Source organism: Arthrobacter subterraneus (assembly GCF_900099735.1).
GTDB lineage: Bacteria > Actinomycetota > Actinomycetes > Actinomycetales > Micrococcaceae > Arthrobacter_D > Arthrobacter_D subterraneus.
On the sequence record NZ_FNDT01000006.1, the window covers coordinates 13,329 to 38,714 of the forward strand.

A 25,386-nucleotide genomic window follows, 5' to 3' on the forward strand; every position below is an offset into this window, starting at 1 on the left:
GGGCGTGACGGATGAACTCCCCCTTAGCGGTATAACTGTGGTCAGCTGCGAGCAGGCCGTCGCAGCACCGCTCGCCAGTAGACAACTCGCCGATCTGGGCGCTCGCGTGATCAAGATCGAACGTCCGGGCACGGGCGACTTCGCACGGAGCTACGACACCACGGTCAGGGGCCAATCGAGTCATTTCGTCTGGCTCAACCGGACCAAGGAAAGCATCACGCTGGACCTGAAGCGCCCTGAAGCTCGTACCATCATGCATCAACTGCTTGGCGAAGCTGACGTCTTCATCCAGAACCTCGCACCGTCCGCGGCGTCCCGTCTCGGACTTGGAGCGCCCGAACTGCGTACACTCTACCCGCGCCTGATTACATGTTCGATCAGCGGGTACGGCAGCGACGGTCCCTACAGGGACGCCAAGGCATATGATTTGCTCATCCAGTCCGAGGCGGGCCTGGTCTCTGTCACCGGCAGCCCCGACCATCCGGCCAAGAGCGGCATTCCAGCAGCGGACATTGGCGCCGGAATGTATGCGTTTTCTGGCATTCTCTCGGCGCTGTATGAACGGGAGAGGACCGGTCATGGATCGGAACTGGAAGTAAGCCTCTTCGACTCCCTCATCGAGTGGATGGGCTACCCCCTCTATTACACCGAGTACGGCGGAGCAGCTCCGGCACGAACCGGTACCAGCCATGCCGCAATCGCGCCGTATGGGACTTACCGTTCGGGCGATGGAGCGGACATCGTGCTCTCCGTCCAGAATGAACGGGAATGGAGATCCTTCTGCACTATCGTGCTGGAAACTCCGACCCTCTACTCCGATGAACGCTTCGCGAGCAGCACTGCCCGCGTAGTAAACCGTGAAGCGCTCGACTCAACTGTGAACTCGGTCTTTGGCGCGATGACGGCAGAAGACCTCGCCGGGAGATTGGACCGGGCGCAGGTGGCCCACGCCCGCCAGCGAGAGGTCGCTGATGTCCTGAATCACCCACAGCTGGCCGCACGGAACCGCTGGACCAAGGTCGACACCCCGGCAGGGCCGGTACGGGCGGTGCAGCCGGCTATCACCGTGCCTGGACGCGCTGCCCGCATGGGACCGGTGCCGCAGACGGGTGAACACTCCCGCGCGATCCTTGCCTCGCTCGGGTACGACGCAGCGGCGGTGGAGGAACTCATTCAGGAAGGTATTTGCTGACATGGCGGACGCTCGTTTCAACTACACCGACCTGCTGCCGCGCCGGCGCGGCGAGCAGCCGATGCGGTTACTCTCCACAGCGGGGGTAAGCATCCAGGGCACAGGCGCGGACGCCGTGTTAAACATCGATCCGGAGGCGCTGGAACACTTGGCCTCTGAGGCTTTCCGGGATGTCTCCCACTTCCTGCGCACTGACCACCTCGAGCAGTTACGTGCCATCCTCGAGGATCCCGAATCCTCAGCCAATGACCGCTACGTGGCGCTGGACCTCTTGCGTAACGCGAACGTTGCCGCCGGCGGTGTGCTGCCAATGTGCCAGGACACGGGAACTGCGATCGTGTCCGCGTACCGTGGCCACCGGATCCGCACAGACGGGGACGACGCGCGTCACCTTTCGCGCGGCATCCACCGCACTTTCCAGGAGTTGAACCTGCGCTACTCGCAGATGGCCCCGCTGACCATGTGGGAAGAGGCGAACACCGGAACCAATCTGCCGGCCCAGATCGAAATTTCCCTTGGGAAGGGGATGGAATACGAATTCCTCTTCCTTGCCAAGGGCGGTGGCAGCGCCAACAAGTCGTTCCTCTTCCAGGAGACAAAAGCAGTCCTTGATGAGGACCGGATGCTCGAATTCCTGCGGGAAAAGATCGAAAGCATCGGCACGGCGGCTTGCCCGCCTTACCATCTCGCCGTCGTAGTCGGCGGTACCTCGGGGGAATTTGCGCTCAAGACCGCGAAGTTGGCCTCTGCCCATTACCTCGACACTCTTCCAGACCATGGTGGCCCCGAAGGGCATGGATATCGGGACCATGCGTTTGAAGCGAAGGTGTTCGAGCTCACCACCCAGATTGGTTTCGGCGCCCAGTTCGGTGGAAAGTACTTCTGCCACGATGTCCGGGTGGTGCGGCTGCCCCGACACGGAGGCTCGCTGCCTGTGGCTATCGCCGTCTCCTGCTCGGCGGATCGCCAGATTATCGGAAGAATTACTGCGGAGGGCGTTTTCCTGGAGGAGCTCGAACGCGACCCAGCGCAGTTTCTGCCTGACACTGCTCCGGATGCAGACGAGGACGATTCGGCGGTCACCCCCATCGACCTCAACGCACCGATGGCCGCCATCACGAAGCAGCTCGCCGCCTGCCCGGTAGGAAGCAGGGTTTCGCTCAGCGGAACCATGGTGGTCGCCCGTGATATAGCTCATGCGCAAATCCGGGCCAGGATCGAGCGCGGGGAGGGCATTCCACAGTACCTGCTGGACCACCCGGTCTATTACGCAGGACCTGCGAAGACCCCCGAAGGGTGGGCCTCGGGGTCCTTCGGGCCCACCACGGCCGGCCGGATGGATGCCTATGTGGAGCAGTTCCAATCCTTGGGAGGGTCGCTGGTGATGCTCGCCAAAGGAAATCGCTCACCTGCCGTAGCCGACGCCTGCGCGCGTTACGGCGGATATTATCTTGGGTCAGTCGGCGGCCCGGCGGCGCGCCTGGCACAGGATTGCATCCGGTCAGTGGAAGTCATCGATTATGCGGAGCTTGGTATGGAAGCGGTTTTCCGGATCGAGGTCGAGGACTTTCCCGCATTCGTGCTCGTGGACGCGCAAGGGAATGACTTTTTTGCCAAAGCAGACCGGACGGTGGTGGGCCTTGGGCCGACAAGGCTCGCCGGACACAGCAATTGAAGGAAATACGATGACACAGACAACGTTCACCCGCCAGCTGGCGCACCACATTACGAGCAGCCCGCGCATGACGCCGGAAGTATCATCCTGGATGAGGCTGCTGCTCCTGGACTATTTCGCGGTTACGGCCGGCGGAGCCGACCGCGATTCGGCCCAGGCTGTCCGCTCAGCGTTCACCCTCAGCCTGGAACGGACCCAGCATTTCCCGGCCGCACTTCATGGGGCAGCAGGCTTCGCGGCAGTGGAGGATGCAGCCCTGATCAATGGTGTCACAGCGCACGGGCTCGAACTCGACGATACGTTTGAGGAGTCCTCCCTCCACCCCGGCGTCGTCGTCTTCCCTGCCGTGTTGGCGATCGCCGACCGCGACGGGCAGTCTGTCGACGCCGTGTTGACCGCAGCGGCGATTGGATACGACGTCATGTGTTCTGTCGGTGTCCTGCTGGGCGCGCGCGCGAGTTACGCGCGCGGCTTCCACCCAACCGGCATCGCCGGCGCGCTGGGAGCTGCCGCCGCGGCAGCGGCTCTGCTCGACCTCAGCGAGGACCAGGCTGCGCACGCCCTGGGCCTCGCCGCGAACATGGCTGCGGGATCCCTCGAATTTCTTTCCGACGGTTCCTGGACCAAGCGCCTCAACGCCGGCCATGCCGCGGCGACCGGGATGCGCGCGGCGAAACTGGCTGCAGCCGATTTCAACGCCCCAGCGACAGCGTTGGAAGGACGCGACGGCTTCCTGCGGCAATACGGGGAAGGGCTTCCGGAGGGGCGGGAACTGTGTTTGGAGTTCGGTCGCGGCGCACTGGACACGTCCATCAAGTTCTACCCCTGCTGCCGGTACATGCACGGAAATATCGACTTACTGCGGGATATCCATGACGAAAATCCGGGGATCGGGCTCGGGGATGTTGCCGAAATCCGCGTCGGCGTCATCAAGGCCGGGGCGTCGCTAGTCTCCGAGCCGGCCGAGCGGAAGCTCACGGTGGGAACGCCGGTGGACGCCCAGTTCAACATGCCGTTCGGCGCCGCCATAGCCCTGGCAACGGGACGCGCGACGGTCGACCAGTTCGACGACGCACCGCAGGTTGCACGGGATCTCAGGGAGTGGATGGAGAAGGTCACCTGCTACACCAGTGATGCACTGGAATCAGCCTTCCCCGCGCGATGGGAAGCCGAGGTCAGCGTTCGGCTCACCAACGGAAATCTGATCGAGAAGTCGGCGGCGGCTTTCCGCGGCGCACCTCAGGACCGGGCCAGTTGGGCGGATATCGTGGCGAAGGCAGAAGGGCTCATTGGCGCCGCTGCGGCAGGGAGCCTCGCAGCATCGATCGAGCTGATGGAGGCGCAGGGGCCGATGACCGGCTCGGTGCACCTCGTGGTGGAGCCTGTCTAGGGAAAAGTCACGGTCGAACCACGGACGCACTCGCCAACCTTCTCCTCGGCGCCGGCGCACCGGCCCGGACGAGCAGGTCATCACCGTTCATCGCGGTCCTATGGTCCGGCGAAAGTGTCCGGCGCGGTGCATCCGTTCGGGTAGCCGGCTATGCTCGATGAGCATTTCCCCGGGGACCAAGAGCTGGGAGCGGATCGCATCCAGATAGTTCTGAACAGCAGCAAGCTCCTCAACCACGAGCCGAATCACCGACCCGCACGCTGGGGATCGGCAGGCGACCAAAATGGCAGAAAACCCCTTCTGACTAGGTGTTTTGTTTTGCCGATATGCGTGATTACGTCAAGTAAGCCACGGGAGGGGTCTATTCGCTCTTCCAAGTCAGGCCGAGCAGCCCAAAGGCATGATTGATGGCGTCACTTTGTGGTGGAGTTCCTCCATCTTGATGTCCCGTAGCTGCGGACTGAGGACACCGTCGCCTGGACTTTCAAAGACCTCAGGCTGGGGTCAGCGAGGCTTGTAGATGCTGGATCGATGTTCGATGCGATGAACGTACAAGATGTGCTCTTCAACATCGAGCGTGAACAGCACGCGGTAGTCGCCCCGGCGTGCTGTGCGCAGTCCCAAGAGTTCATTCGTCAGCGGCTTGCTGAGCCGGTGAGGATTGTCGGCCAGAGCTCCAGTGACGAATTCGACGATCGCGGTGGCAGCTTTCTCGGGCAGCTGGCGGAAGCCCTTCAGCGCGGGACTGGTGACTTCGACTTTCCATAGACCTCGGTCGTTAGATGGTGTCTCACTCACCTGGGAGGTAGCCCAAACTCACGGCGCAGGTCTTCGCCGCTGACCGTGTTGTTTTCCGCGATGTCGCGTTTGGCCTGCTCCAGGTCTTCTCTGATGCTCGGCTGCGAGAGCCAATGGATCGTTTCCTGAAGTGACTCCAGATCGTCAGCGGACATCAGAACCGCCGACGGATGCCCGTGACGGGTGATCTGGATGATTTCATGGGTCTTATCGGCTTCATCCACCAAGGACGAGAGCTTGTCTTTCGCTTCACTCAGGGGAACTGTCTTCATAGTGGAACTTTAGCTCGACTTCTGGCTATGGCATAGCCCGATTTTTAGCCGATAGTTACCGTTGTGTCAGCTAAACCCTTGATTATTGCATCCGATACACGGTCACCAGTAGTAGTCTGCGTATCTCATCAGATGGATCACCAGTGCCCTCTTGCGCAGCGTTTTGGGCTCCACCAGCGACTTGCCGATACCGGGTTGATCTGCAGGTGCTCCGGTATCCATATCCAGGTGGAATATGTCTCCTTGTGGGTGTTGTCGGATTTCACCACGTTGTTCATCGGAGTCGGATCATTTGCCGGAAGGGCGAAGGCCGAGCGCGTACCTACTTGCTAGATGGGAAGGCCGTGATCAGCTGCCGGGAGCTACCGCGGCTGATAGAGACGTTGCAATACTTGGTGGAAATAATTTTCCAGGTGCGCTTGTCGCGGATCTGTATCGGAGCCTTGAACTCGTAGGTGTTCCTTGTCCCGTTGTTTGCGACGGAGGAGGGCCACTTGAGGCACTGGTTGATTGACCAGTCTGCGAAGTCCCGCCAGTTCGATCCGACGAGCCCGCCCAAGCTGCCCCAGTCGTTACTGTGCCTGAGTTTGATGTGCCGGTAACCGTAGTTGTTGTTTCCGCACTTCAGGGGAGAATTTCCTGCTGCAAGATTCAAGTAGCTGACGTAGTTGCGGGAGAATGTCCTGACGGTCTTTGATTCTTTATCAAAGGTTCCACAAGCCGCCCAGATCGTCGTGGTCGTGGACATTGTCGAGTGAGTTTCTGTGCTGCTGGTGGTGGTGCCACCACGTAAGGGAACTGGCTCGTAAACCCCCGGGATATTCCCAACCGGGGGTGTGTAGACCTCTCCGTTGATCAGTGCCTCATATGTGAAACCCGAGGGGACATCAAGCAAATCGAACTCCGCCAAGTAATCATTGCCATTAGGGCAGCACCTCCTCCTCTGGCACAGGTGCGACTTCCGTCGCAGCACTGGGCGCGACCCCTGAGGACATGAGTAAAACCGTGGTGACGATTGCGGAGAGGAACCCAGAGCGCTTCATGAGCAGACCAATCTTCAGGATTGGGCCTTGCCTTTGTGCAGGTGTGATTCACGGAACATATCCGGAGAGCAAGCAAATCCATTCACGAACCGGTATAACATCCCTGTAACGATCGATTTCGCTATTCACCCATCGGCACCAGGAGCCGGAAATGGCAATTCCAACACCTACCGAGCGGCGGGTCGTTCGTCTGTTCCTCGGCCATGCAGAATCTCCGCTGTGGGCGGCCGGAGGGCCAATTAGTTATGAGGATAGCCACCTGAGCTCGCAGCTGATTGAGGATCTTCGATCTTGGGAAGCGTCTTTCTACGGCGGAGGCGCCCGTGGTTCGGATGTTGTTGCTTCCGGCCAAGAGCTGGGGCGACGCCTTGCCTCAGAATTGGGCCACAGGTTCGTTGTGTCTGTCGATCGCATGGAGGGCGTCCCCGAAATGATTCGAGTAAAAAACTGCTTCGGTTCCAGAGGCGGAGAAGGCATTTGCCGCGAGGTTCGAGTCGGAACAAGTCTTACTTGACATAATCACACGCATATCGCAAGCCACGTCGCTAGCCGGAAGGGGAGTCGTGGCCCGGGAATCTCTCCCCAGAATTGGGCGCGTAAAACTCCCGCTCTCCGCCAAGAAGCCGCTCGGCCTTCCCCTGGTTGTCCGACCGTTCCCTGTTCAAGGGCTGCGGTGATGGCTGCTGGAGAAGGGAGGGCGGCGCGTTCTCTGCTGGAAGGGTGTCGTAGGTGTACGAGGTGACAGCGATGGGTTGGGAGGAGCCGTCGAGCGCATAGCGGACGGTTGGGTCGTGCTTTGAGCCACAGATGAGGATCCCTACGGTCGGCGCCATGCCGGGGAACTTGACCATGTCATTGACAGCGGCCACGTAGAAGTTAAGCTGTCCCAGATGTTCGGGTTTGAACTTCCCCGATTTGAGTTCGACAACGACGAACCTGTTGGTCGGGACGTGAACGAGCAGTAGGTCGATGTAGAAGTCGTCGCCTTCGACGTCGAGGTGGTACCGGCGGCCGTAAAAGGCAAAGCCCGGCCCGAACTCAGCCAGCGTTTGGGACATGCGCTGTGTCATGGCCTCCTCGATGGCTATTTCTTCCGCCTCTGCGGTCAGTCCGAGGAAATCCAGGACCAAGGGTTCCTTGGCGACGTTGCGGGCAAGTTCGGCGCCGTCGGATGGAAGGCGTGCCTCCAGGTTGTTGGGAGCAGCTCCGATGCGTCGGTGGAGTCCGGTGGCGATCTGATGCTGCAGAATCTCGAGCTTCCAGTTATGTTCGACCGCGCGTTCTCCGTACCAGTCGCGGATTGCGGGGTCTTTTAGCTTGAGCAGTTCGATGATGTGCCCCACGGCAGGGCACCAACACGACCACGGACGGCGGGATCCGAGAAGTCCCAGGCCGCTGCGAAAGACCTCATATAGAACAGGTTGGAGCGGGAAAAACCGCGCATATGCGGAAAGCTCGCCTTGAGATCTGCCGCGAGGCGCTGCAGCACCTTGCTCCCCCACGGTTCTTGTGCCTGACGCTGCAGTAGGGTTGCGCCGATTCCCCAGTACATTTCGATCATCGCGCGCGGAGGTGACCAGTTCCTTCAGAGAATCAAGGGTGCCGGCATAGCCGGCGGGCAGGTCTGGCTCGATTATGGACACATCCCACCCTGATCGCCTAGTACCGCGGGCTCCTGGTCCATAGGCCTCACCGATTGTACAAAGTTCTTTGGACAATTGGTGCTGGTAGTGCTGTTCGTCTTCGGTTAGTCCAAAGAACTTTGGACTAACCGGTCGAGGTCTTCTGAATCCACCCGTTAGCCTGCTGCAGTGAAGGCCCGGGCTGCTGTCAGCACCGACTGTGCCGCATCCTCGAGCTGGCCTTCGCGCAGCATTCGCGCCGGCGGGACATCGTCCAGCTGCGGGTTCATGCCCTGGAACCACGCCTGGACCACGGAGCGGGAATCACGCTCGGCCAGCAGGGCAGCCACATGGTACGCATGCCGCAACCGGGTCATCACTTCGGCTGAAGGCTTCCGCTCACCGTCAGCCCACTGGCGGACCGCCCGGGTTTCCTTCACCGAGCCGATGTAGGCCACCAGCTTCACACCCAGGATGTCGCGTAGGCCGCGCACCAATTCGCCATCCGGAAGCCGGACGGAATCCTGGTGTGCCTTCAGCCCTCCACGTATGCCTGCAACCTCCGTCATGGTTCCATGCTCCCATGCAGGCCCCTCGCATTAAAAGTAGAATCACAGGCTAAATCACATGCTACGAAACGCGATAATTTCGGTCTTACCTAGGACACCACCTCTGCGGCCAAGAAAACGTGGACTGGCAGGATCCCTCACCGCACGTGGCTACTCGGCTGTGTTTCCTTGAGCGGCGGGCAACTGCTGGCTGCATTTCGCTTGGGCTTGAACTATCCCATCACGCACAGCGGCCCGCACTACGCCATACAGCACGTAGAAGAAGATGCCTGCACAGACAAGGCCTAAGACAATTGTGTTGAGCGGTCCAGCGTCCACCCCATGACCATATCCTGCGCTCCGCCCGTAACTGCAAGGACAATCTGGATTCAACGCGTGCACTTCGCCGCAAGACTCAGAAGGAGCGGGTGGTCTCGGATGGAAAGGTGCGTGCGATTTACCGGCTTGTCTCTCAGGAAAATGGGAGTCTAATTCTCTTCAGCTCGATGACCACGTACCGGAGTTGTTCGATGTGGAAGAACAACAAGGCCACGTAGTAGTCATCACCATCGACGTCGAAGTGCACCTGGCGGCCGACGAACGAAAAGCCCGGGCCCAACTCCCGGAGCGTCTCGGTGATGCGGCTCGTCAGGGCATTTTCTAGGTCGCGTTCGGCGACCTCACCGGACAGACCGAGGAACTCGAAATTATAGGGGTCCTTAGCCATCTGCTGGGCAAGTTCAGAGTCCGGAGCTGCGAGCTGACGAGTGAAATTCGATGGCGCCGTACCGGTGCGTTCCATCGACTGATTCATCATCATGTTCAGCAGCACGTTCCGGGACCAACCGTGTTGGACGGCTGCAGCCGCATACCAGTCCCGTTCCTCGCCGGTGGCGGCCTTGTCCAAAATCATGCGGATATGGCCCCACCGCAAATGTGCCACAACCTGTGGCACATTCTCAGCCGCACCCCAAGCCCGAACCATCGCAGTCATGTACTGCAGGTTCCGGTATGACAGACCCTTCATATCGGGAAAAGAAACGGCAAGATCGGCTGCCAGCCGTCTGATGACTCCTGTCCCCCAGCCCTGACTCGTCTGGCGGGCGAGAATGTCCTTACCCAGCGACCAGTAAAGCTCGATCACCAAGGTGTTGACAGTTCGCTGCGCCTGGATGCGCGCACCAGTGATCCGCGCCCTCAGGGCTTCCAGCAAGTCAACATAATCCGCAGGAAGGTCGATTTCTGAAGAGACCATTCCTCAACCCTGTCTACCGCAGATGTGCCACAGGATGTGGCACATCTGCAGCCGACAAACGAGGACGATCCTTCACCGCACCCGTGGGCAGTGTTTATGGGGCTCGATTGTGGTGTCTAGCTTGGTTGGATTGTTTTCCACGTGTGGGCGAGGAGCCCTTGGGCTTCGGTGAGTGTGAGCCCTTGCCTGTTAGCCCTTTCGGCCAGTGTTTGGGCTGCCTTGATGAGCGGTTCGGTGGTGGCGTGCCCAGGATTGACCCGGGTTCCTGCCGCGCGTGCGGTACGGATGAGTCCTGCACTTTCGAGCTCTTTGTAGGCTTTGCCCACTGTGCCGGGTGCTACTCGGAGGTCAGCGGCGAGTTGCCTGACCGGCGGGAGCTTCGTGTCGGGCGTGAGTTGCCCGGCCTGTATCTGCGCTGCCAGTTGGGAGCGGATCTGTTCGACGGGTGAGATTGTTGATGAGGGGTCGACGTTTATCATCGTGCTGGTTCGTGGTTCGGGTTACTGATGGTGCGGGCGAGGGACTGCAGGTTCGTACTGATGGTGACGGCTTTGACGAGCAAGACTACGGCGGTGATGCCCACGAGAATCGAAACAAGAATCAGGGTCAGTGCGAGCGAGTGTCCGGGTTCAACGGCGATCGTGCCAGGAGGCAGCGATGAGTCGATGGTGGGAACAGGATCAGTGTGGGATGAGCGCAGGACTATTCCTGTAATAATGCCGAGGCCCGCGATCTGGAATGCAAGGGCTGAGCTGGACGCGGCCATGACGAATGTTGTCGCTAGCGATCGAAGGGACCGATCTAGGTCGAAGAGGTCTGCCGACGGTGGGCGCGGCGCGGCCGCTATACGGTGTAGAGACCAGTACACGACGCAGATCATCAGCGCCGTCCCGATGATCATCGGCACGCCGTAGTACCAGCCGGGGAACGGCCCCGACGAAGAGATGTTGTATTGGACGTCGGATACCTGCCCATTCTCCACCGCCCAGCCAGAGAGGCTTCGGCGTTGAAATACCCGGTGCAGACCATGCTCATCCGTCGCCGAGTAGACACCGGCCAAGAGCAACCCGAGCACCAGCATGATCGCCGCCGTCAGGGGCAGAACGAATACACGCTCACGGGCAAATGTGGTGACTCCACGCGGTTCGAGCTCTGCGACCACTGGCGTTCCTACCTCTGCCGTCCACGCCGGACGAGGCCAAAGCGAATATGCCAGCAACCCTACGACCGTTCCGGCGCCACCGGCGAGAGCGAACGGCAGGCCGTAACCTTGTCCCCACCATGAGGAGATAAGCGACATGAGCGACGCGACGCTGCAACCGATCAGAAGAGCAGCGCCGGTTGCGCGAGCCTCCGAACGATACTTGGACGCGGCCGGCCCCCTGTTCTGAGATGCCGTACCGCTTCTGATCGAGACGTCGCTAGTCATGCCGTTCAGCCGGCGTAGGAGGAAGATCAAGCCCCCGGCCACGACTGTTGTGATGACCACGACGACTGCCATTGGTAGAAATCCCACGGGTCCCCCTCAAACGGTTTGTATCAGTGATGCAATACAAGCCGTCTCGCATGCTTGTGTCAAGAGCGGAGTACAAATAAGGCTACGTGTCACTGCGCTCGCTGCCATGGTCGACGCGAGGTAGTGGATGCTCCTGGCGTGCAACGGAGCACAGGATTTGCAACCGTTGAGTGAGATTCCTCCAAGCGCGTACCATCGCGGCCATGGTGGATCTCTTCGCTGGATTTGCGGTCTCCGACTATGACCGGGCGCTGCAGTGGTATCGGCTCCTACTGGGCCGGGACCCTAGCTTTCATCCGAATGACCGGGAGGCAGTGTGGGAGGTCGGTGAACATTGCTATGTCTATTTCGAGGTGCTTCCCGACCGTGCCGGCGGGGCACTGAGCATGGTCATGGTCGAGGACGTCGACGGCACGGTCTCGGAGATCTCCGGTCGTGGCATCGAGCCCCTCCGGTCGGAGCATTACGAGGGTGGCATGCGCAAGGTCGTCTATCAGGATCCTGATGGGAATGAACTGTCTTTCGGCGGTATCAGTCCGAAGTAAGTGCCGGTCGCTCACCCAATCCATCAGAACAGGAACGGGTGAACCATCGTTGAACGAGTAACATGGCGGGACTAGGCTTCTACGGCCAGAGATCGAATTGGAACCCAAAGGGGCCTTCGACTGGCGTTTGGGCGTCTGGAACGCGAGGTGATGCCATGTCCGGTCGGACTCTTCACGTGGCCCGGCGGGCTGGCGCCGTCCTGGGGCGCACCTGTGTCTACGTCCTGATCTGGGCGGGACTCACTCTGCTCATAGCCGCTGTCGGCATTCGCTTCTACTGGGGCAAGATCTCCGTGGGTCAGATGCTCCTGAACCTCGTCGCCATCGAAACCGACGGCGGCGCCGGAGCAATCGTCTGGGTCGGCATCTTAGTGATCGGCGTAGTCCCTCTGCTCATCACCGCCGGGATCGCCTTATGGCCGTACTTCCGACGCCGCGGGCGCCGGAAGTACGGCGCCATCCCGCGGCGACAGCAGCGGATCACGCACATCGCCTTCACCGCTCTGGTAGCCGCGCTGGTTATTGCCGGCACCACTTCCTTCGCCAGCACAGTCAGCATGTGGGACTACATCAAGGCGCTGAATTCGTCCTATGACATCGGCAACTACTATGTGGAGCCGACCATCACCAGCGATGCGCACAAACGAAATCTGGTGTTGATCTATCTCGAGTCAGGTGAAGGCACCATCGCGGATGACCAGCTCTTTGAAAAAGACGCGTTTGCTTCACTCAAGGAGGCCACCCTGGCTGCAGAGGGTTGGCAAACCATCGAAAGCCTGCGCGAATACAAGGGTGGCGGCTGGACAATGGCCGGGCTCGTTTCGACACAATGCGGCATCCCGTTGAAAGGCACAAGTTCCGCTATGGGAAGCGACGCGCTCAACAACCTGGGCGGTGAAGTCGATACCTATCTGGGTGGGGTTATCTGCCTGGGTGACGTTCTGGACGAACACGGTTACACCAACGTCTTCCTGGGCGGTGCGAATGCCTCCTTCGCAGCGAAGGACGTCTTCCTGAGCGGTCACGGCTACTCCGAGATAAAAGACCTCTCCGCCTGGCGCGCAGCCGGCGAACCGGAGAATAACTTCCGCGACTGGGGCCTGAGCGATGAACGCCTGATGGCCCACGCCAAGGAAGAAATCGACGTGCTGCACACCGAGGCAGAAAAGTCCGGTCAGCCGTTCAACCTCACGTTGCTGACGCTGGACACACACGCGCCGCTGCACATTTTCGACTACTGCGACGTGGATACGGAGAACGCGACCACCTCGGTGTTCTCCTGTTCCATGACCCAGGTGGCCGGATTTGTGAACCATATGAAGGAAAAGGGCTACCTTGACGACACCGCGGTGGTCATCATGGGCGATCACCTCAAGCAGTTGAGCACCGGCGACCCCTTCGAAGAACAGTTAAGCGGCAACCACAACCGCACCATCTTCAACCGGATCTGGATTCCGGGCGCGGACAGCAGCAGCACCTTGCGCGCTGACGTGGACCAGCTGAACATGTTCCCGTCCATTTTGGAGGCAGCCGGTCTGACCCTCCAGGACCAGGAGGCAGGCCTGGGTGTGTCCGCATTCGCCTCATCAGTTCCCACTGATTCAGCGCAGGCCATGACCCCTGATTCCTATGCTGAGCTGCTGGACTCGGCTTCGCCTCGGTTCTATGAGGACGCCTGGGCCGGCGAGCGAGCCATCGAGTAGAGCTGCCCATCCCTCCCCCACGGCACAACCAGGATGTCCTTCATCTGTGATAAGCGCCAATATCACCGTTTTCAAGCATGACCACGGTCCAGCGACAATCTGATGGACAGCGGCGCTTCCGACCGATGGCCGCCTCCCCGTCCGGCGTCGAGCACTTAATCGGTCCCAAGAACGAAGAAGATGAAGGATAAGAAGGCGGTCTTCTCTCCGTTCAGGATGCGGGGTGGAAGGAGTTCCTGCGGAGTATCTGGAGATGGTCCCGGTTCGCTCACGGTGACTAAGCGGAACCCCGCCGATATGAAGGCGTTGATCATCGCGTGGAGTGGTCGATGCCAGAAGGTAAGAACCGCGGGCTCGCCATCGAATTCGTAGTCCTCCGAGTATTGCCGGATGGCGAAGTAGTCCTCGTCTGGTTGGGTGATCACGCTGACCGTGGGGTGGTTGACCGACAGGATCAGGCGACCCCCTGGCTTAAGTACACGCCTCAGCTCAGCAAGAGGTGATAACCAGTCTTCCAAATAGTGAAGGACCAGGGACGAGACAACGTCGTCGAAGGAGTGGTCCGCGAAAGGAAGCGGCTTACTGAGATCGGCCAGCCACAGGTCCGCGCTATCCCCTAAACGCTGTCGCGCGAGATCGAGCATCGCGGCACTGGAATCGAAGCCGGTGACGATGGCGCCTTTCGCGATCAGCGCCGCGGACAGAGGCCCTGATCCGCACCCCGCATCAAGGATCCGATGGCCCTCAACGTCGCCGGCGAGGGCGATCATCGCCGGCCGCTCGTAGTAGGCGTTGAGAAGACTGGAGTCATTCTCTGCCGCGTAGCTCTCAGCAAAACTGTCATAGAGATCAGCCTTCATGGATCCTCGTTCTCTGCACGACGACGGTGAGTAGGTCAGCTCGATATCAGCCCAATAGAGCGAGGTCCCGCCGGATGTAGCGCAGATGCGCCCACTCCTCCTCCAGGATCACCCGGATGCAGTCACCTACGCTGGGACGCCAGTCACCGCCGCCCCACGGGTTCTCGCGTTCCTCCTCCATCTGCTCTTCGGTGGCGGTGGCCAGGAAATCGGTCACCATCTTCTGCCGCTCGGCCCGCACCGCCAGGATCTCCTCGTAGGCGGGCGGGTCCGTGCGGAAGATTGACATGTCGAAGCCCATTTCGCCTGCGCCGGTGAAGATCTGCCCGATCTCGTGGAACGGCTGCTGGACCTGCAGGATTGCCCCGCGGAGCCAGGCATCGGTCGCCAGGATGAGATGGCGCAGGGTCTGGGCCAGGGACCACTCACCCTCCACGTGTGCGTCCACAAGGTTCGGCGGCGTGCCCGCAACCGTGGCCTGCCATGCGGACTGCACCGCGACCCACCCCTCGCGCAGGCCGCCGGGAGTCTGCGCCTTCTGCAGCTCGCGGCCCGGGAACTGCCGGTTGAGCTCGGCATCCACCAGCGGCACCACGTCCACCCCGTTGACGAGGAGACTGCCGAAGAACAGGTCATGGCTGTCGATATCGAGGCCGTCCACGTCGACGCCGCGCATCGTCACACCGCTCACATCGGAGAATCGCAGGGTTGCGCCCTTGAAGCTCGCCTTGACGAAGGTGGCGCCTTCGAACTCCCTGCCGGAAAAGGTCGTCATCGCCCAATCATCGCTTCCGGGACGGCGCTGCGGAAGATGCTGGCGCGTCGTGTGACTCAGAGTTGACCGGTTCGGAGCCCCCGCCCCCGGTTCCTCAGCTGGCTGGCTTGGTGTCCCACCGGCACGCTGCCGCAAGGTACGGCGCCGTCCGGCTCTTTTTCGACCGCGCGACGGCGGCGGGGGTGCCGACCGCCATCACCTCGCCGCCTCCGTCTCCACCGGCCGGTCCCAGATCGATCACCCAGTCCGCGGATGCCACCACATCCATCTTGTGTTCCACCACGATCACAGTATTGCCGGCGTCGACCAGGCGGTGCAGTTGCGCCATCAGAAGTTCGACGTCGGCCGGGTGCAGTCCGGTGGTCGGCTCATCCAGCAGATACAGGGTGTGCCCACGCTGGGCACGCTGCATTTCGGTGGCCAGCTTGATGCGCTGCGCTTCCCCGCCGGACAGCTCGGTGGCGGGCTGTCCGAGCCGGAGGTAGCCCAGCCCCACCTCCAGCAACGTCTGGAGGCTGCGTGCTGCTGAGGGAACGTCGGAGAGGAACTCTGCGGCAGAACTGACTGTCATCCGCAGCACGTCGGCCACGTTCCGGCCGCGGTAGAGGACCTCCAGCGTTTCCGGGTTGAACCGCGAGCCCCCGCACTCCGGGCACGGCCCGTAACTGCCGGGCAGGAACAAGAGCTCCACGGCGACGAAACCTTCTCCCTGACAGGTTTCGCACCGGCCGCCGGCCACATTGAAGGAGAACCGTCCGGCACCGTAACCCCGGGCGCGGGCCTCGTCCGTCGCGGCGAACTCCTTGCGGACCGCATCGAACAGCCCGGTGTAGGTCGCCAGGTTGGAGCGGGGAGTCCGGCCGATCGGCTTCTGGTCGACCGTGACCAGGCGGTCCAACTGGTTCCGCCCCGGGAAGGATCCCACGTTCAGCGAGCCGACCGGGGAGTCCGCCGTCGTCGCGCCTTCCGGTGCGGCATCCCGCGGATGCAGCCGTTCACCGACCACCTCGGCGAGAACCTGGCTGACCAGCGTGGACTTGCCGGAGCCGGACACCCCGGTGACCGCCGTCAACACACCAAGCGGAAAGTCCACGTCAAGGCTGCGCAGGTTGTGCCGGCTGATGCCACTCAGTTCGAGCCAGCCGGCGGCCTCCCTGCAGGAACCGTTGCGGGAATTTCTGCCACTTCCAGGCTCGGAGGAGTCGCCGTCGTCGTCGGTTCCGTCCGCCTGCTCAGGGAAGAGGAAGGGCCGAGTCACCGACCCGGGAACGTCGCGTAGGCCGGCCACGGGGCCGCTGTAGAGGATCTCGCCGCCGCCTTCGCCGGCGCGCGGCCCCACGTCCACCACCCAGTCCGCGCGGTGCACCACGTCCATGTTGTGCTCCACGACAAACACCGAGTTGCCGGAGACCCTGAGCTGGTCCAGAACCGTCAGAAGCGGCTCGGCGTCGGCGGGGTGCAGCCCGGCCGAGGGCTCATCGAGGACGTAGATGACCCCGAAGAGGCCGGACCGGAGCTGGGTGGCGATGCGCAACCGCTGCATCTCCCCCGGCGAGAGGGTGGGCGTGGAGCGGCCAAGTGCGAGATAGCCCAGCCCCAATTCCAGAAGTACCGTGATCCGCTGGAGCAGGTCCCGCGTGAGTGCGACGGCCACCTCGTCACCTTCGCCTGAGGCCCGCCTGCGCGACGCTGTCCCGGCTGACGTCAGTTCCGCGGTGGGCCGGATGATGTCGGCCAGTTCCGTCAACGGAACGGCGTTGAGCTCCGCGATGGTCCTCCCGGCGAACGTCACGGCGAGAGCGTCGGCTCTCAGGCCGCTGCCGCCGCACCGCTCGCACGGTCCGGTATGCATGAACTGCAGCACGCGCTCCCGCATGGAGGCGCTTTTCGAATCGGCCAGGGTGTGGAGAACGTAGCTCCGGGCGCTCCAGAACCTGCCCTTGTACGGCTTGGCAACGCGGTCGCGCTCAGGAGTCACTTCCACCACGGGCTGCTCTTCGGTGAAAAGGATCCAGTCCCGGTCCTTTTTCGGCAGCTCCCGCCAGGGAGTTTCGACGTCGTAGCCGAGATGGGTGACGATGTCGCGGAGGTTCTTCCCCTGCCAGGCGCCAGGCCAGGCGGCGATGGCTCCGTCGCGGATACTGAGCGATGGATCCGGCACCAGGGACGCCTCGCTGACCGTGTGCGCTACGCCCAGGCCATGGCACTCCGGGCAGGCGCCCGCAGCGGTGTTGGGAGAGAAGGCATCCGAGTCAAGCTGCCGGGCGCCCTCCGGGTAGCTGCCCGCCCGGGAAAAGAGCATCCGCGCGGAGTTTGACAGCGTGGTCACTGTTCCGACAGAGGAGCGGCTGCTCTGGGCGCCGCGGCGCTGTTGAAGCGCGACGGCGGGAGGCAGGCCCGTAATCTGCTCCACCTTGGGATTGTGCCCCTGCTGGATGAGCCGGCGGGCGTACGGCGCCACCGACTCGAAATACCGCCGCTGCGCTTCGGCATAGATGGTGCCGAAGGCCAGCGAGGACTTGCCCGAACCGGACACTCCTGTGAACGCCACAATCGAGTCGCGGGGGACATCCACATCCACGTTGCGGAGATTGTTTTCCCGGGCTCCTCGGACCCTGACGAAGCCATCGGTGAGCGGGTTCGCCTGCGGGATTTCGGGAGCGTGCGTTTCGGGTTGCATTGCTTCGACCCTATCGCCGGACCGCTGTCCGGCCACCATCCCACTCTCCGGGTGCTAGGAAGCCAGGTTCACGTCTTCGCCGCTGAGGTTGGCGCGGAAGCCGTCGTCCTGGACGGTGACGTCCTGCAGGACGAGCCCCTCGGGCAGCCCCTCGATGGTGTGTTCGATGGTCACGAACGTGCGCACGACGGCGGCGACGGCGGCGGAAAGGAAGTCCGGTCCGCCGAAGTCGATCGAGCGCGGCTCCATCACGAGCCGGCCGGCGTCGACCTCCACCGTGCCGGTGGCGACAACCTGCAGCTCTCGGCCCAGTGCCTCGACGGTGCGGACCACTGTTGCCTGGCCGTCGTCGGCGGGCCGGACCACGGTCCCCTCACCGAGCTCAGCGGCGACAACCTCGAACGGCACGGTAGCGTCCACGGTGAGCCGTCCGGCGATGAGGCCTCCCGGCCCGGTCACCACATCCTGCCCGACGGCACGGACGTCACGGAGGGTCGAACCCGCAGTCACCACTGTCCCGGCGTCCAGGGCGAGGTCGGCAAGCCAGGTTTCGTCCTCGCCCAGGTCCCCCGGAGGTGCCGCATCGGGTGTCGGTTCGGACTCCGCTCCGGGCGACGGCGCAGGCCCGGGCTCCGCGCTGCCGGCGGGCGCGCTCACCGCCAACCAGAGGATCGCTACCGCGGCTACCAGGACCAGAACCATCCCGGTAGCACCGATCAACCAGTCCTTTACACGCGCCCGTTCCATGGGGACCAGTCTGGTTGCTTCCGGTCCGGGGCGCGAACCCGGTCCCCATGATCACGGTTTGTGCTGTAGCGTGAGGACGGAGGGGAGTCGAGTCACCCCTTTTGCAAATCGCTCGCACCACCGCCGTCTGACCGCATGGCACAGCTCCACCGGACACTCCGGCGAATCTTCAGCAAGCAGGATCCGCCGCCACGCGCACCCCACCTGAACGGTGGCGGCCCGCCCAACCTCGTCCCTTCCTCCGGCTGTCCAAACAGCCGGCATCATCCACGCCACTCCCGGCGTGAACCGTCATCGGCACCCCTATTGGCGAACCGATGAGAGAAGTCCGAAGTCACCGACCGCAGTTCCGGGTGACTTCGCGGACCCGGAGGCCTTCCTCCTCGAGGATCACAACCTCGCAGCAAAGGAGCAGGGCACCGGGCCAACAGACAAGGAAAGTCATGAGCTACAACAGCAAGATAGATCCCACAGAGCCATTCCCCGAAGACCTGAGCACACTCGACGATTGCGCACTGCACGTGCTCAATAGCAAAGTGCATCGCGAGCTGGACGCCGAGTACCTGCACGGCGGCGCTGAGATGGAAACCGAGTTCAGACGAGATGAACTCACCGAGGAGCTGAACCGACGCGTAGCCAATGAGCACCGGCGCGGACTGTCAGGCACGGTCTCCTACCTGGAGCACGCCATCTGAGCATCGCCGACGGAACCCCGCAGGGTCCGGGAAGATGGTGGGCATGACTTCGGATGCGGTTCGGCAGGCCGGCGTGACGGCCGCGTTCATCCTGTGTGTGGTCGGTTCCGCAATCGGCTCCGGCGCATTCGGCGGCACTCCCATCGACCAGGCTGCAGGCGGGGCCCTGAGCGCCGATGCCACGCTCCTCGCACCGGCCGGCCCGGCGTTCGGGATCTGGAGCGTCATCTACGCGGGGCTCGGCGCCTACACCGTCTACCAGTGGTTCCCCTCCCAGCGTGCCTCGCACCGTCAGCGACGGCTCGGCTGGTGGGTCGCCGCGTCGATGCTGCTGAACGCGGCGTGGATCCTGTCCGTCCAGGCCGGGCTGCTCGCCGTCAGCGTGCTGATCATCCTTGCGCTGCTCGCAGTGCTCTCGGCCGCTTTTGTCATCTACACGTCCCAGGCACCCGTCACCGCCGCCGACGGCGTCGTCACCGACGGCACCCTGGGCCTCTACCTGGGGTGGGTGTGCGTTGCGGTCTGCGCGAACATCACCGCAGCCCTGGTCGCGGCAGGTTTCGCCGGCTTCGGAGTGGCTCCGGAACTGTGGGCAGCGGCCATCCTGGCCGTGGTCGCCGTCGTCGCTGTTTTCCTCGCCCTGCGCGGGAACGGCCGGCTCGCGGTGGCGGCGGCCATCTGCTGGGGGCTGGCCTGGATAGTGGTTGGCCGCGCCGCTGGCGCCCCGGAATCAACGACGACGGCGGTGACCGCCGGCCTCGCCGCCGCCGCCATCGTGCTCGCTACGGTCGCGGTCAGGCTGAGGAGACGGTCCCACCCGGGAGCGTGAACCGGAACCGCGGCTCGCTGGGGCCCCGAACCTCGTTTCTGGCCCTTCAAGGCTTCCGCTTCTGCGGATATGGGGCCTCGTGCCGGGCAAGCATGTCGACGAAGGCGCCGATTCGCTTTGCCCTCCCCGCTTCCGTCTTGAGTTGACCGAGGCGGAAGATCAGCGCGTAGCGGTTTTGTGCGGAGAGCACCTCGAACATCGCCTGCGCATCGGGGTTCGCCGCGATTGCGGCGGCCAGATCATCCGGCACGACGGCGCTCGCCGACCCGGCATAGGCACGATCCCACCGCCCGTCCGCCTTCGCCCGCTCAACGGCGGCGCGACCGGCATCGCGCATTGCGCCTTCGGCCTCCAGCCGCTCGACGTGGCCGACGTTCCGCAGCGACCAGATACTCCGCGGGCCGCGGGGCGTGAAGCGCTGGAAGCTGCTCTCGCCGTCGCGCCTCCTGGTCTGTCCGTCGATCCAACCGAAACACAGTGCCTCGTCCAGTGCAGCAGCGTAGGTCAGTGCCGTCACCGTGCCGCCCTTCTTGTGAAGGACAAGCCAGACGCCCGACGACGACGCGTGGTTTTCTTCCAGCCACGCCCGCCATTCGCGGGCGTCGGGGAGAAGGAGTTCGGGCAGTTCGGCGGCCATGCGTTCAGGGTACTGGACCGTCCGTGACTAGATTGCTAGCATTGTAGCCATGCCACCGGAAGCCAAAGTGCAGTTCAACGTCTACCTGCCGGCGGACCTCGTCCGTGCAGTCAAGCACAGAAGCATCGACGAAGGGCAGAGCCTTTCGGCACTCGTCGAGCGCGTTCTTCGAACCTACGTAGAGGACAAATAATGCTCAGGGTACGGCCGATCGTTTTCACCCCGAACCTCGACGCCTTCACCGACACCTTCACAGCACTCGGATTGCGCCAGGTTGAGGATGCACCGGGCTGGCGGGTCTTCGCCGCGGACAGCGGACACGTTGCCCTGCATACTGCGGAGCAGCCGTCACTGAGCTTCAGCTTTGAGGTCGGGTCGGTCACGAAGTTCGCCCGACGCACAGCAGAAGCGGGGACCGCCGCCGTCGTCGTCGATACGGCAGATGGGCCGGCCGCGCAGGTGACCGCACCGGACGGGCGGACGTTCCTCGCGTACGAGGCGCAGCTCGCCGATGCAGCGCCGGTGAAGGAAGGGTTGGCGGTGATGCCCATCTGGTACACCACTGACCCGGCGGCCGGTGCGAAAGTGTTCAGCGACATCGGTGCCCGTCAGAGGATCAGCTCCCGCACGGGATCCTGGATCGGCTTCGTGGCGAAGAACGGCGGTCTCGTCGCTGTCCATGAAGCGGAAACGGACGGAACACAGCTCGCCTTCGAGTTCACCGGGGACATCACCGTCCTCCAGCAGCGCACCCCCGCCGCCACGATCCTGATCGACGAGAACTACGGGCGATCGCTGCGAGTACCCAACCCGGACGGCGGCAGGATCTGGATCAACGAGTGGCAGGAGGACCTCTACGGTTACACCCGGGACACCGGGTCCTGAGAGCGTCCGCCGATTCAGCCAATGGCCGAAGTACAGCGAGTCCGGGTCACCCCGCAGCGGGTCTGCTATAAAACTGAAGGTATGAACCTGCGCACACCAGATCCCAATCCCGGGTGGCTCAACGAGGACGATCTCTACGAGGCACGCCGCCGGCTCCCCATGGTCTACGTGGAGGCCATCCCCGTCCGGTGTGATGCGCTGGGATACGTCACCGAGGTGGGGCTGCTGCTGCAGGCCAACGAGCAGGGTGAGATGGTGCGGACCTTCGTGTCCGGCCGCGTGATGTACCGGGAAACCATCCGCGCGGCGCTGCTGCGGCACCTGGAGAAGGACCTCGGTCCCTTCGCCCTCCCCCAGCTGCCCCCGTGCCCGACGCCGTTCACAGTCGCCGAATACTTCCCCTCCCCCTCGGAAACCGGGCTCACTGATGACCGGCAGCACGCCGTCGCACTGGCATACCTCATCCCCGTGACCGGGGAATGCAACCCCCGCCAGGACGCGCTCGAGCTGACCTGGCTCACACCGGAGGAGGCGCTGAGCTCTGAAGTGAGCTCCGAGTTCTCCGGCGGCCGCGACAGCCTGCTGCGCCAGGCGCTCGCCTACGCCGGATGGGGCCGCTGAGGCGTTACCGTTTCTTTATAGACCGGACTCGTTCGTGGACCGGGGGCAACAGGTGCAGTGAGGCAGGACATTCCAATGATCGACAGCGACGTGGACGCGCGCGTACAACCGCTTGCAGCGGAGGCAGTGAGCGCCGGACGCAGGCTCCTCCTTCCGGGAGGCGAGCGCACCAGCGAAGTGGTGGACACCGCCGTCGAGCATGATGACTTCGGTGTTCCGGCGGTTGTAGTGGCCACGCTGGAATCAGGTGAAACAGTGCGGATCGCCACAGGTTCAACGGTTCAGGCCGAGGCACTCGAGGAACTTTCGCAGATTGTCACCGATGAGGGATCGCCGGAGGCGCTGATTGCCCACGTGGCTGCCGTGCACCCCGAGAACCCGCGGGTCCACGAGCTTTCCGAGCGGCTCACCCGCGGCGTGAACTTCAAGTCCGGCAGCAACCTGCAGGACATCCGCGACCTCGCCATGACCCTCTACGTGGACCTCTCCGATGCCGTCAGCGCGCTCAAGGTCTGCGACCTGCTGACCGACCAGCCGTTCGACGGCAACTTTGGCCGCTGGAACCTCATCGAGGGGTGCCTTGCGCTCGCCGCCCACCTCACCCAGAACGACGGCGACCCCTCCCGTACCGCCGGTTATTCCGCTGCCCTGCGAACGGCCGACGACGCCGAGACGGACCCGCTGAAGGCGAAACTGGCCGCGGCGGTGCGGCAGCGCCAGCTCAACGAGCCCAACCTGTACGACCGGGAAATCGCGCGGTCCACCACTGACCCGGCGGCCGAAAAGGACTGGCGCGGACTACGCCTGACCGTGCTGCTGTACCTGCGGGCGCACGGCGGCTCGGAAACCCTCAGTGCCGAGGCGCTGGACCGGCGCATCGGGCACGAGCTGCTCGCCATCCGTGCCCTGGGCGCGAAAACCGCAGCCTCTGGTTAACCCGCAGATGCGGGAGTAGAGTGGCGCGCATGAGTGAGCCGGCCGATTCCCTCAGACAGTCCAGCACCGAGCAGCATCCCGCCCGGGATGAGCCCGTTGCACCCGCAAACCCCCTCAGCGTCCACATCAACGCGGATGCACGGCAGGTATGGCTCATGCTCCGCGAACCCCGGCTGGTCCGCCAGTGGCACGGCTGGGACTCGGACACCCTGGACACGGAGATCCGTTCCATTTACTTCGCGCCGTCCGTGGTTGAGGGTCCTGACCACACCTTCGTGACGGTCGACGGCGGTGACACCTTCCAGATCGAACCGGTCCGCGACGGCTGCGTGGTCACCATCGAACGCGTCGAAGCCGAAGCGGACGAGGTCACCGAGGGTTGGATCACGTTCCTCCAGCAGCTGCGGTTTGCACTCGAGCGGCATCCTTCGAATACCCGGCGCACCGCGTTCTTCTCTGGTACGCCCGCTGACGGCGGATCGATCATCGAGAAGCTGAATGCCGAGCAGCTGCAGCAGCCCGGAGACTCCTACTCACTCAGCCTCCCGAACGGGCACGAGCTGACCGGCACGGTCTGGTTCCGCACGGAGAACCAGCTCGGCCTCACCGTGGCGGAGTACGCGGACCATGGCGAGGGGTTGGTCATCGTGGCCGACCAGCCGTCCCTCGACGGACCCGCGTCCAGCCTTGCCGTCATCTCCACCTACGGGTTGGGCGCGCACGCACTGCGCTCGGCCTGGGACAGCTGGGACAGCTTCCGCAAGGAGCACTACCCCTCCTCCGACCCGCTGGAGACGTCCAGGGTCGACTGACCGTCGTGGGGACCATCCGCTGATTGCTGAGAAGATGGGCGGGTGCCACAATCTGACTTCTTGTTTTCCATCGGTAAACGCCTGAGTGAAACCACCGCGGCAGGCGAGGGCCTGCACGGCCGTACCGGGACCATCACCACACCACACGGTGAGATCCAGACGCCGGCGTTCATCGCCGTCGGAACCAAGGCCACCGTGAAGGCGGTGCTGCCGGAATCCATGAAGGAGGCCGGCGCGCAGGCCCTGCTCGCCAACGCCTACCACCTCTACCTGCAGCCGGGGGCTGACGTCCTGGACGAGGCCGGCGGGCTGGGGAAGTTCATGAACTGGGACGGGCCCACCTTCACCGACTCCGGCGGGTTCCAGGTAATGAGCCTCGGCTCCGGGTTCAAGAAGGTCATCACCATGGACGCCGCCGCCGCTTCCGAGCACGCCGGTGCGGACGACCGGGTGGCGGTCGGCAAGGAGCGCCTGGCCCACATTGACGACGACGGCGTGTGGTTCGTCTCGCATCTCAACGGCGATCGGCACCGGTTCACCCCGGAGATTTCGATGCAGGTGCAGCACCAACTCGGGGCCGACGTCATGTTCGCATTCGACGAGCTGACCACGCTGATGAACTCCCGCGGATACCAGGAGGAGTCCCTGGAACGGACCCGACTGTGGGCGGAACGCTGCATCGCCGAGCATGAGCGGCTGACTACCGAGCGGGCTGACAAACCGTACCAGGCGCTGTTCGGAGTGATCCAGGGCGCGCAGTATGAGGACCTCCGGCGCAAGGCGTCACGGGACCTCGGGGCGATGAACTTCGACGGGTTCGGCGTGGGCGGGGCCCTGGAGAAGGAGAACCTGGGAACCATCCTCGGGTGGTGTGCGGACGAACTGCCCGAGGCGAAGCCACGCCACCTCCTGGGCATTTCCGAGCCCGATGACCTGTTCACTGGGATCGAAAACGGCGCTGACACCTTCGACTGCGTCTCCCCCACCCGGGTTGCCCGAAACTCCGCCTTCTATGTGCCCGACGGCCGGTGGAACCTGTCCAACGCCCGGTTCAAGCGGGACTTCACCCCGCTGATGGAGGGCTGCGACTGCTACACCTGCACCCACTACACCCGGGCCTACATCCACCACCTGTTCAAGGCGAAGGAGATGGTCTCGGCGACGCTGATCTCGATCCACAACGAGCGCTTCGTGATCCGGATGGTCGACGACGCCCGCGCCGCGATCGAGGACGGCACCTATTTCGACCTGAAGGCCGAGGTCCTGGGAAGGTACTACGCCGGCGCCCGTTGACATGTGACCCTTTCCACATGAAGCTGTAACCGTGAAGCCCGACAGGGCTTCACAATG

Annotated in this window: 27 protein-coding genes; 13 read left to right on the forward strand and 14 right to left on the reverse strand. The window is 63.1% G+C overall.

The window, feature by feature from the left end; genetic code table 11:
• Positions 1-4: 4 nt before the first annotated feature.
• From BLS52_RS08475 to BLS52_RS08485, 3 genes are read left to right on the forward strand one after another with little or no spacing between them, the layout of a single operon-like run.
• On the forward strand, positions 5-1,192 hold the full coding sequence (locus BLS52_RS08475) for a CaiB/BaiF CoA transferase family protein (RefSeq protein WP_217636731.1): 1,188 nt from the start codon (positions 5-7) through the stop codon (positions 1,190-1,192).
• A 1-nt stretch (position 1,193) separates the two neighbouring features.
• A complete protein-coding gene (locus tag BLS52_RS08480) occupies positions 1,194-2,867 on the forward strand; it encodes a FumA C-terminus/TtdB family hydratase beta subunit (RefSeq protein WP_090585924.1) in 1,674 nt (557 codons plus the stop codon).
• Between the two features lie 10 nt (positions 2,868-2,877).
• Entirely contained in the window at positions 2,878-4,257 is a 1,380-nt protein-coding gene (locus BLS52_RS08485) for an MmgE/PrpD family protein (protein WP_175460122.1), read from the forward strand.
• A gap of 504 nt (positions 4,258-4,761) precedes the next feature.
• Here BLS52_RS08485 and BLS52_RS08490 read toward each other — a convergent pair.
• The 9 genes from BLS52_RS08490 to BLS52_RS08525 form a co-directional block, all read right to left on the reverse strand.
• On the reverse strand, positions 4,762-5,055 hold the full coding sequence (locus BLS52_RS08490; protein ID WP_090585927.1) for a type II toxin-antitoxin system RelE family toxin: 294 nt from the start codon (positions 5,053-5,055) through the stop codon (positions 4,762-4,764).
• Positions 5,052-5,327 (reverse strand): type II toxin-antitoxin system Phd/YefM family antitoxin, encoded by a 276-nt coding sequence (locus BLS52_RS08495; RefSeq protein ID WP_090585930.1) that lies wholly within the window; start codon positions 5,325-5,327, stop codon positions 5,052-5,054. Before BLS52_RS08495 ends, BLS52_RS08490 begins: the two co-directional genes overlap by 4 nt.
• A gap of 322 nt (positions 5,328-5,649) precedes the next feature.
• The gene (locus tag BLS52_RS08500) at positions 5,650-6,237 is read right to left on the reverse strand and encodes a hypothetical protein (RefSeq protein ID WP_139186246.1); all 588 of its coding nucleotides are present in this window, start codon (positions 6,235-6,237) and stop codon (positions 5,650-5,652) included.
• Positions 6,238-6,915: 678 nt separating this feature from the next.
• Positions 6,916-7,713, reverse strand: a complete 798-nt coding sequence (locus tag BLS52_RS08505) for a PDDEXK nuclease domain-containing protein (protein WP_342707438.1) — start codon at positions 7,711-7,713, stop codon at positions 6,916-6,918.
• Entirely contained in the window at positions 7,683-7,931 is a 249-nt protein-coding gene (locus BLS52_RS19050; RefSeq protein WP_342707439.1) for a DUF1016 N-terminal domain-containing protein, read from the reverse strand. Before BLS52_RS19050 ends, BLS52_RS08505 begins: the two co-directional genes overlap by 31 nt.
• A gap of 237 nt (positions 7,932-8,168) precedes the next feature.
• On the reverse strand, positions 8,169-8,561 hold the full coding sequence (locus BLS52_RS08510) for a hypothetical protein (protein WP_090585934.1): 393 nt from the start codon (positions 8,559-8,561) through the stop codon (positions 8,169-8,171).
• Positions 8,562-9,012: 451 nt separating this feature from the next.
• Positions 9,013-9,795 carry a PDDEXK nuclease domain-containing protein gene (locus BLS52_RS08515; protein ID WP_090585936.1) on the reverse strand — a complete coding sequence of 261 codons (783 nt, stop codon included), beginning with the start codon at positions 9,793-9,795 and terminating at the stop codon, positions 9,013-9,015.
• Positions 9,796-9,911: 116 nt separating this feature from the next.
• The gene (locus BLS52_RS08520; RefSeq protein WP_090585938.1) at positions 9,912-10,274 is read right to left on the reverse strand and encodes a GntR family transcriptional regulator; all 363 of its coding nucleotides are present in this window, start codon (positions 10,272-10,274) and stop codon (positions 9,912-9,914) included.
• A complete protein-coding gene (locus tag BLS52_RS08525; protein ID WP_139186247.1) occupies positions 10,271-10,957 on the reverse strand; it encodes a hypothetical protein in 687 nt (228 codons plus the stop codon). Before BLS52_RS08525 ends, BLS52_RS08520 begins: the two co-directional genes overlap by 4 nt.
• A gap of 524 nt (positions 10,958-11,481) precedes the next feature.
• Here BLS52_RS08525 and BLS52_RS08530 point away from each other — a divergent pair.
• Together BLS52_RS08530 and BLS52_RS08535 are read left to right on the forward strand one after the other, a co-directional pair.
• On the forward strand, positions 11,482-11,856 hold the full coding sequence (locus BLS52_RS08530) for a VOC family protein (protein WP_217636732.1): 375 nt from the start codon (positions 11,482-11,484) through the stop codon (positions 11,854-11,856).
• 155 nt (positions 11,857-12,011) lie between these two features.
• Entirely contained in the window at positions 12,012-13,559 is a 1,548-nt protein-coding gene (locus tag BLS52_RS08535) for an LTA synthase family protein (protein WP_090585942.1), read from the forward strand.
• Between the two features lie 155 nt (positions 13,560-13,714).
• Here the strand turns inward: BLS52_RS08535 and BLS52_RS08540 are convergent, their stop codons facing one another.
• From BLS52_RS08540 to BLS52_RS08555, 4 genes are all read right to left on the reverse strand, one after another.
• Entirely contained in the window at positions 13,715-14,419 is a 705-nt protein-coding gene (locus tag BLS52_RS08540; protein ID WP_090585943.1) for a class I SAM-dependent methyltransferase, read from the reverse strand.
• Positions 14,420-14,465: 46 nt separating this feature from the next.
• On the reverse strand, positions 14,466-15,194 hold the full coding sequence (locus BLS52_RS08545; RefSeq protein WP_090585945.1) for a DinB family protein: 729 nt from the start codon (positions 15,192-15,194) through the stop codon (positions 14,466-14,468).
• A 94-nt stretch (positions 15,195-15,288) separates the two neighbouring features.
• Positions 15,289-17,874: an excinuclease ABC subunit UvrA gene (locus BLS52_RS08550; protein WP_175460123.1), complete on the reverse strand. Its 2,586-nt coding sequence runs from the start codon at positions 17,872-17,874 to the stop codon at positions 15,289-15,291.
• Positions 17,875-17,928: 54 nt separating this feature from the next.
• Positions 17,929-18,621 carry an LmeA family phospholipid-binding protein gene (locus tag BLS52_RS08555; RefSeq protein ID WP_090585948.1) on the reverse strand — a complete coding sequence of 231 codons (693 nt, stop codon included), beginning with the start codon at positions 18,619-18,621 and terminating at the stop codon, positions 17,929-17,931.
• 443 nt (positions 18,622-19,064) lie between these two features.
• Between BLS52_RS08555 and BLS52_RS08560 the strand changes: the two genes are divergently transcribed.
• A complete protein-coding gene (locus BLS52_RS08560; protein ID WP_090585950.1) occupies positions 19,065-19,316 on the forward strand; it encodes a hypothetical protein in 252 nt (83 codons plus the stop codon).
• A 34-nt stretch (positions 19,317-19,350) separates the two neighbouring features.
• On the forward strand, positions 19,351-20,145 hold the full coding sequence (locus BLS52_RS08565) for a tryptophan-rich sensory protein (RefSeq protein ID WP_090585951.1): 795 nt from the start codon (positions 19,351-19,353) through the stop codon (positions 20,143-20,145).
• Positions 20,146-20,191: 46 nt separating this feature from the next.
• On the opposite strand, the gene BLS52_RS08570 is transcribed toward BLS52_RS08565, so the two are convergent.
• Positions 20,192-20,782, reverse strand: a complete 591-nt coding sequence (locus BLS52_RS08570) for a YdeI/OmpD-associated family protein (RefSeq protein ID WP_090585953.1) — start codon at positions 20,780-20,782, stop codon at positions 20,192-20,194.
• A 49-nt stretch (positions 20,783-20,831) separates the two neighbouring features.
• On the opposite strand from BLS52_RS08570, the gene BLS52_RS08575 reads away from it, so the two are divergent.
• The 6 genes from BLS52_RS08575 to tgt all read left to right on the forward strand — a co-directional run bounded on the left by BLS52_RS08575 (position 20,832) and on the right by tgt (position 25,329).
• On the forward strand, positions 20,832-20,975 hold the full coding sequence (locus BLS52_RS08575; protein ID WP_026545059.1) for a ribbon-helix-helix domain-containing protein: 144 nt from the start codon (positions 20,832-20,834) through the stop codon (positions 20,973-20,975).
• Complete coding sequence (locus tag BLS52_RS08580) at positions 20,975-21,667, forward strand: hypothetical protein (RefSeq protein WP_090585956.1); 693 nt, start codon at positions 20,975-20,977, stop codon at positions 21,665-21,667. Before BLS52_RS08575 ends, BLS52_RS08580 begins: the two co-directional genes overlap by 1 nt.
• Positions 21,668-21,748: 81 nt before the next feature.
• Entirely contained in the window at positions 21,749-22,288 is a 540-nt protein-coding gene (locus tag BLS52_RS08585; RefSeq protein ID WP_026545058.1) for an NUDIX hydrolase family protein, read from the forward strand.
• A 75-nt stretch (positions 22,289-22,363) separates the two neighbouring features.
• Positions 22,364-23,224 carry a DUF6707 family protein gene (locus BLS52_RS08590; RefSeq protein WP_090585957.1) on the forward strand — a complete coding sequence of 287 codons (861 nt, stop codon included), beginning with the start codon at positions 22,364-22,366 and terminating at the stop codon, positions 23,222-23,224.
• Positions 23,225-23,253: 29 nt separating this feature from the next.
• The gene (locus tag BLS52_RS08595) at positions 23,254-24,036 is read left to right on the forward strand and encodes an SRPBCC family protein (RefSeq protein WP_245702767.1); all 783 of its coding nucleotides are present in this window, start codon (positions 23,254-23,256) and stop codon (positions 24,034-24,036) included.
• A 42-nt stretch (positions 24,037-24,078) separates the two neighbouring features.
• Positions 24,079-25,329 (forward strand): tRNA guanosine(34) transglycosylase Tgt, encoded by a 1,251-nt coding sequence (tgt, locus tag BLS52_RS08600; protein WP_090585959.1) that lies wholly within the window; start codon positions 24,079-24,081, stop codon positions 25,327-25,329.
• Positions 25,330-25,386 lie beyond the last annotated feature (57 nt).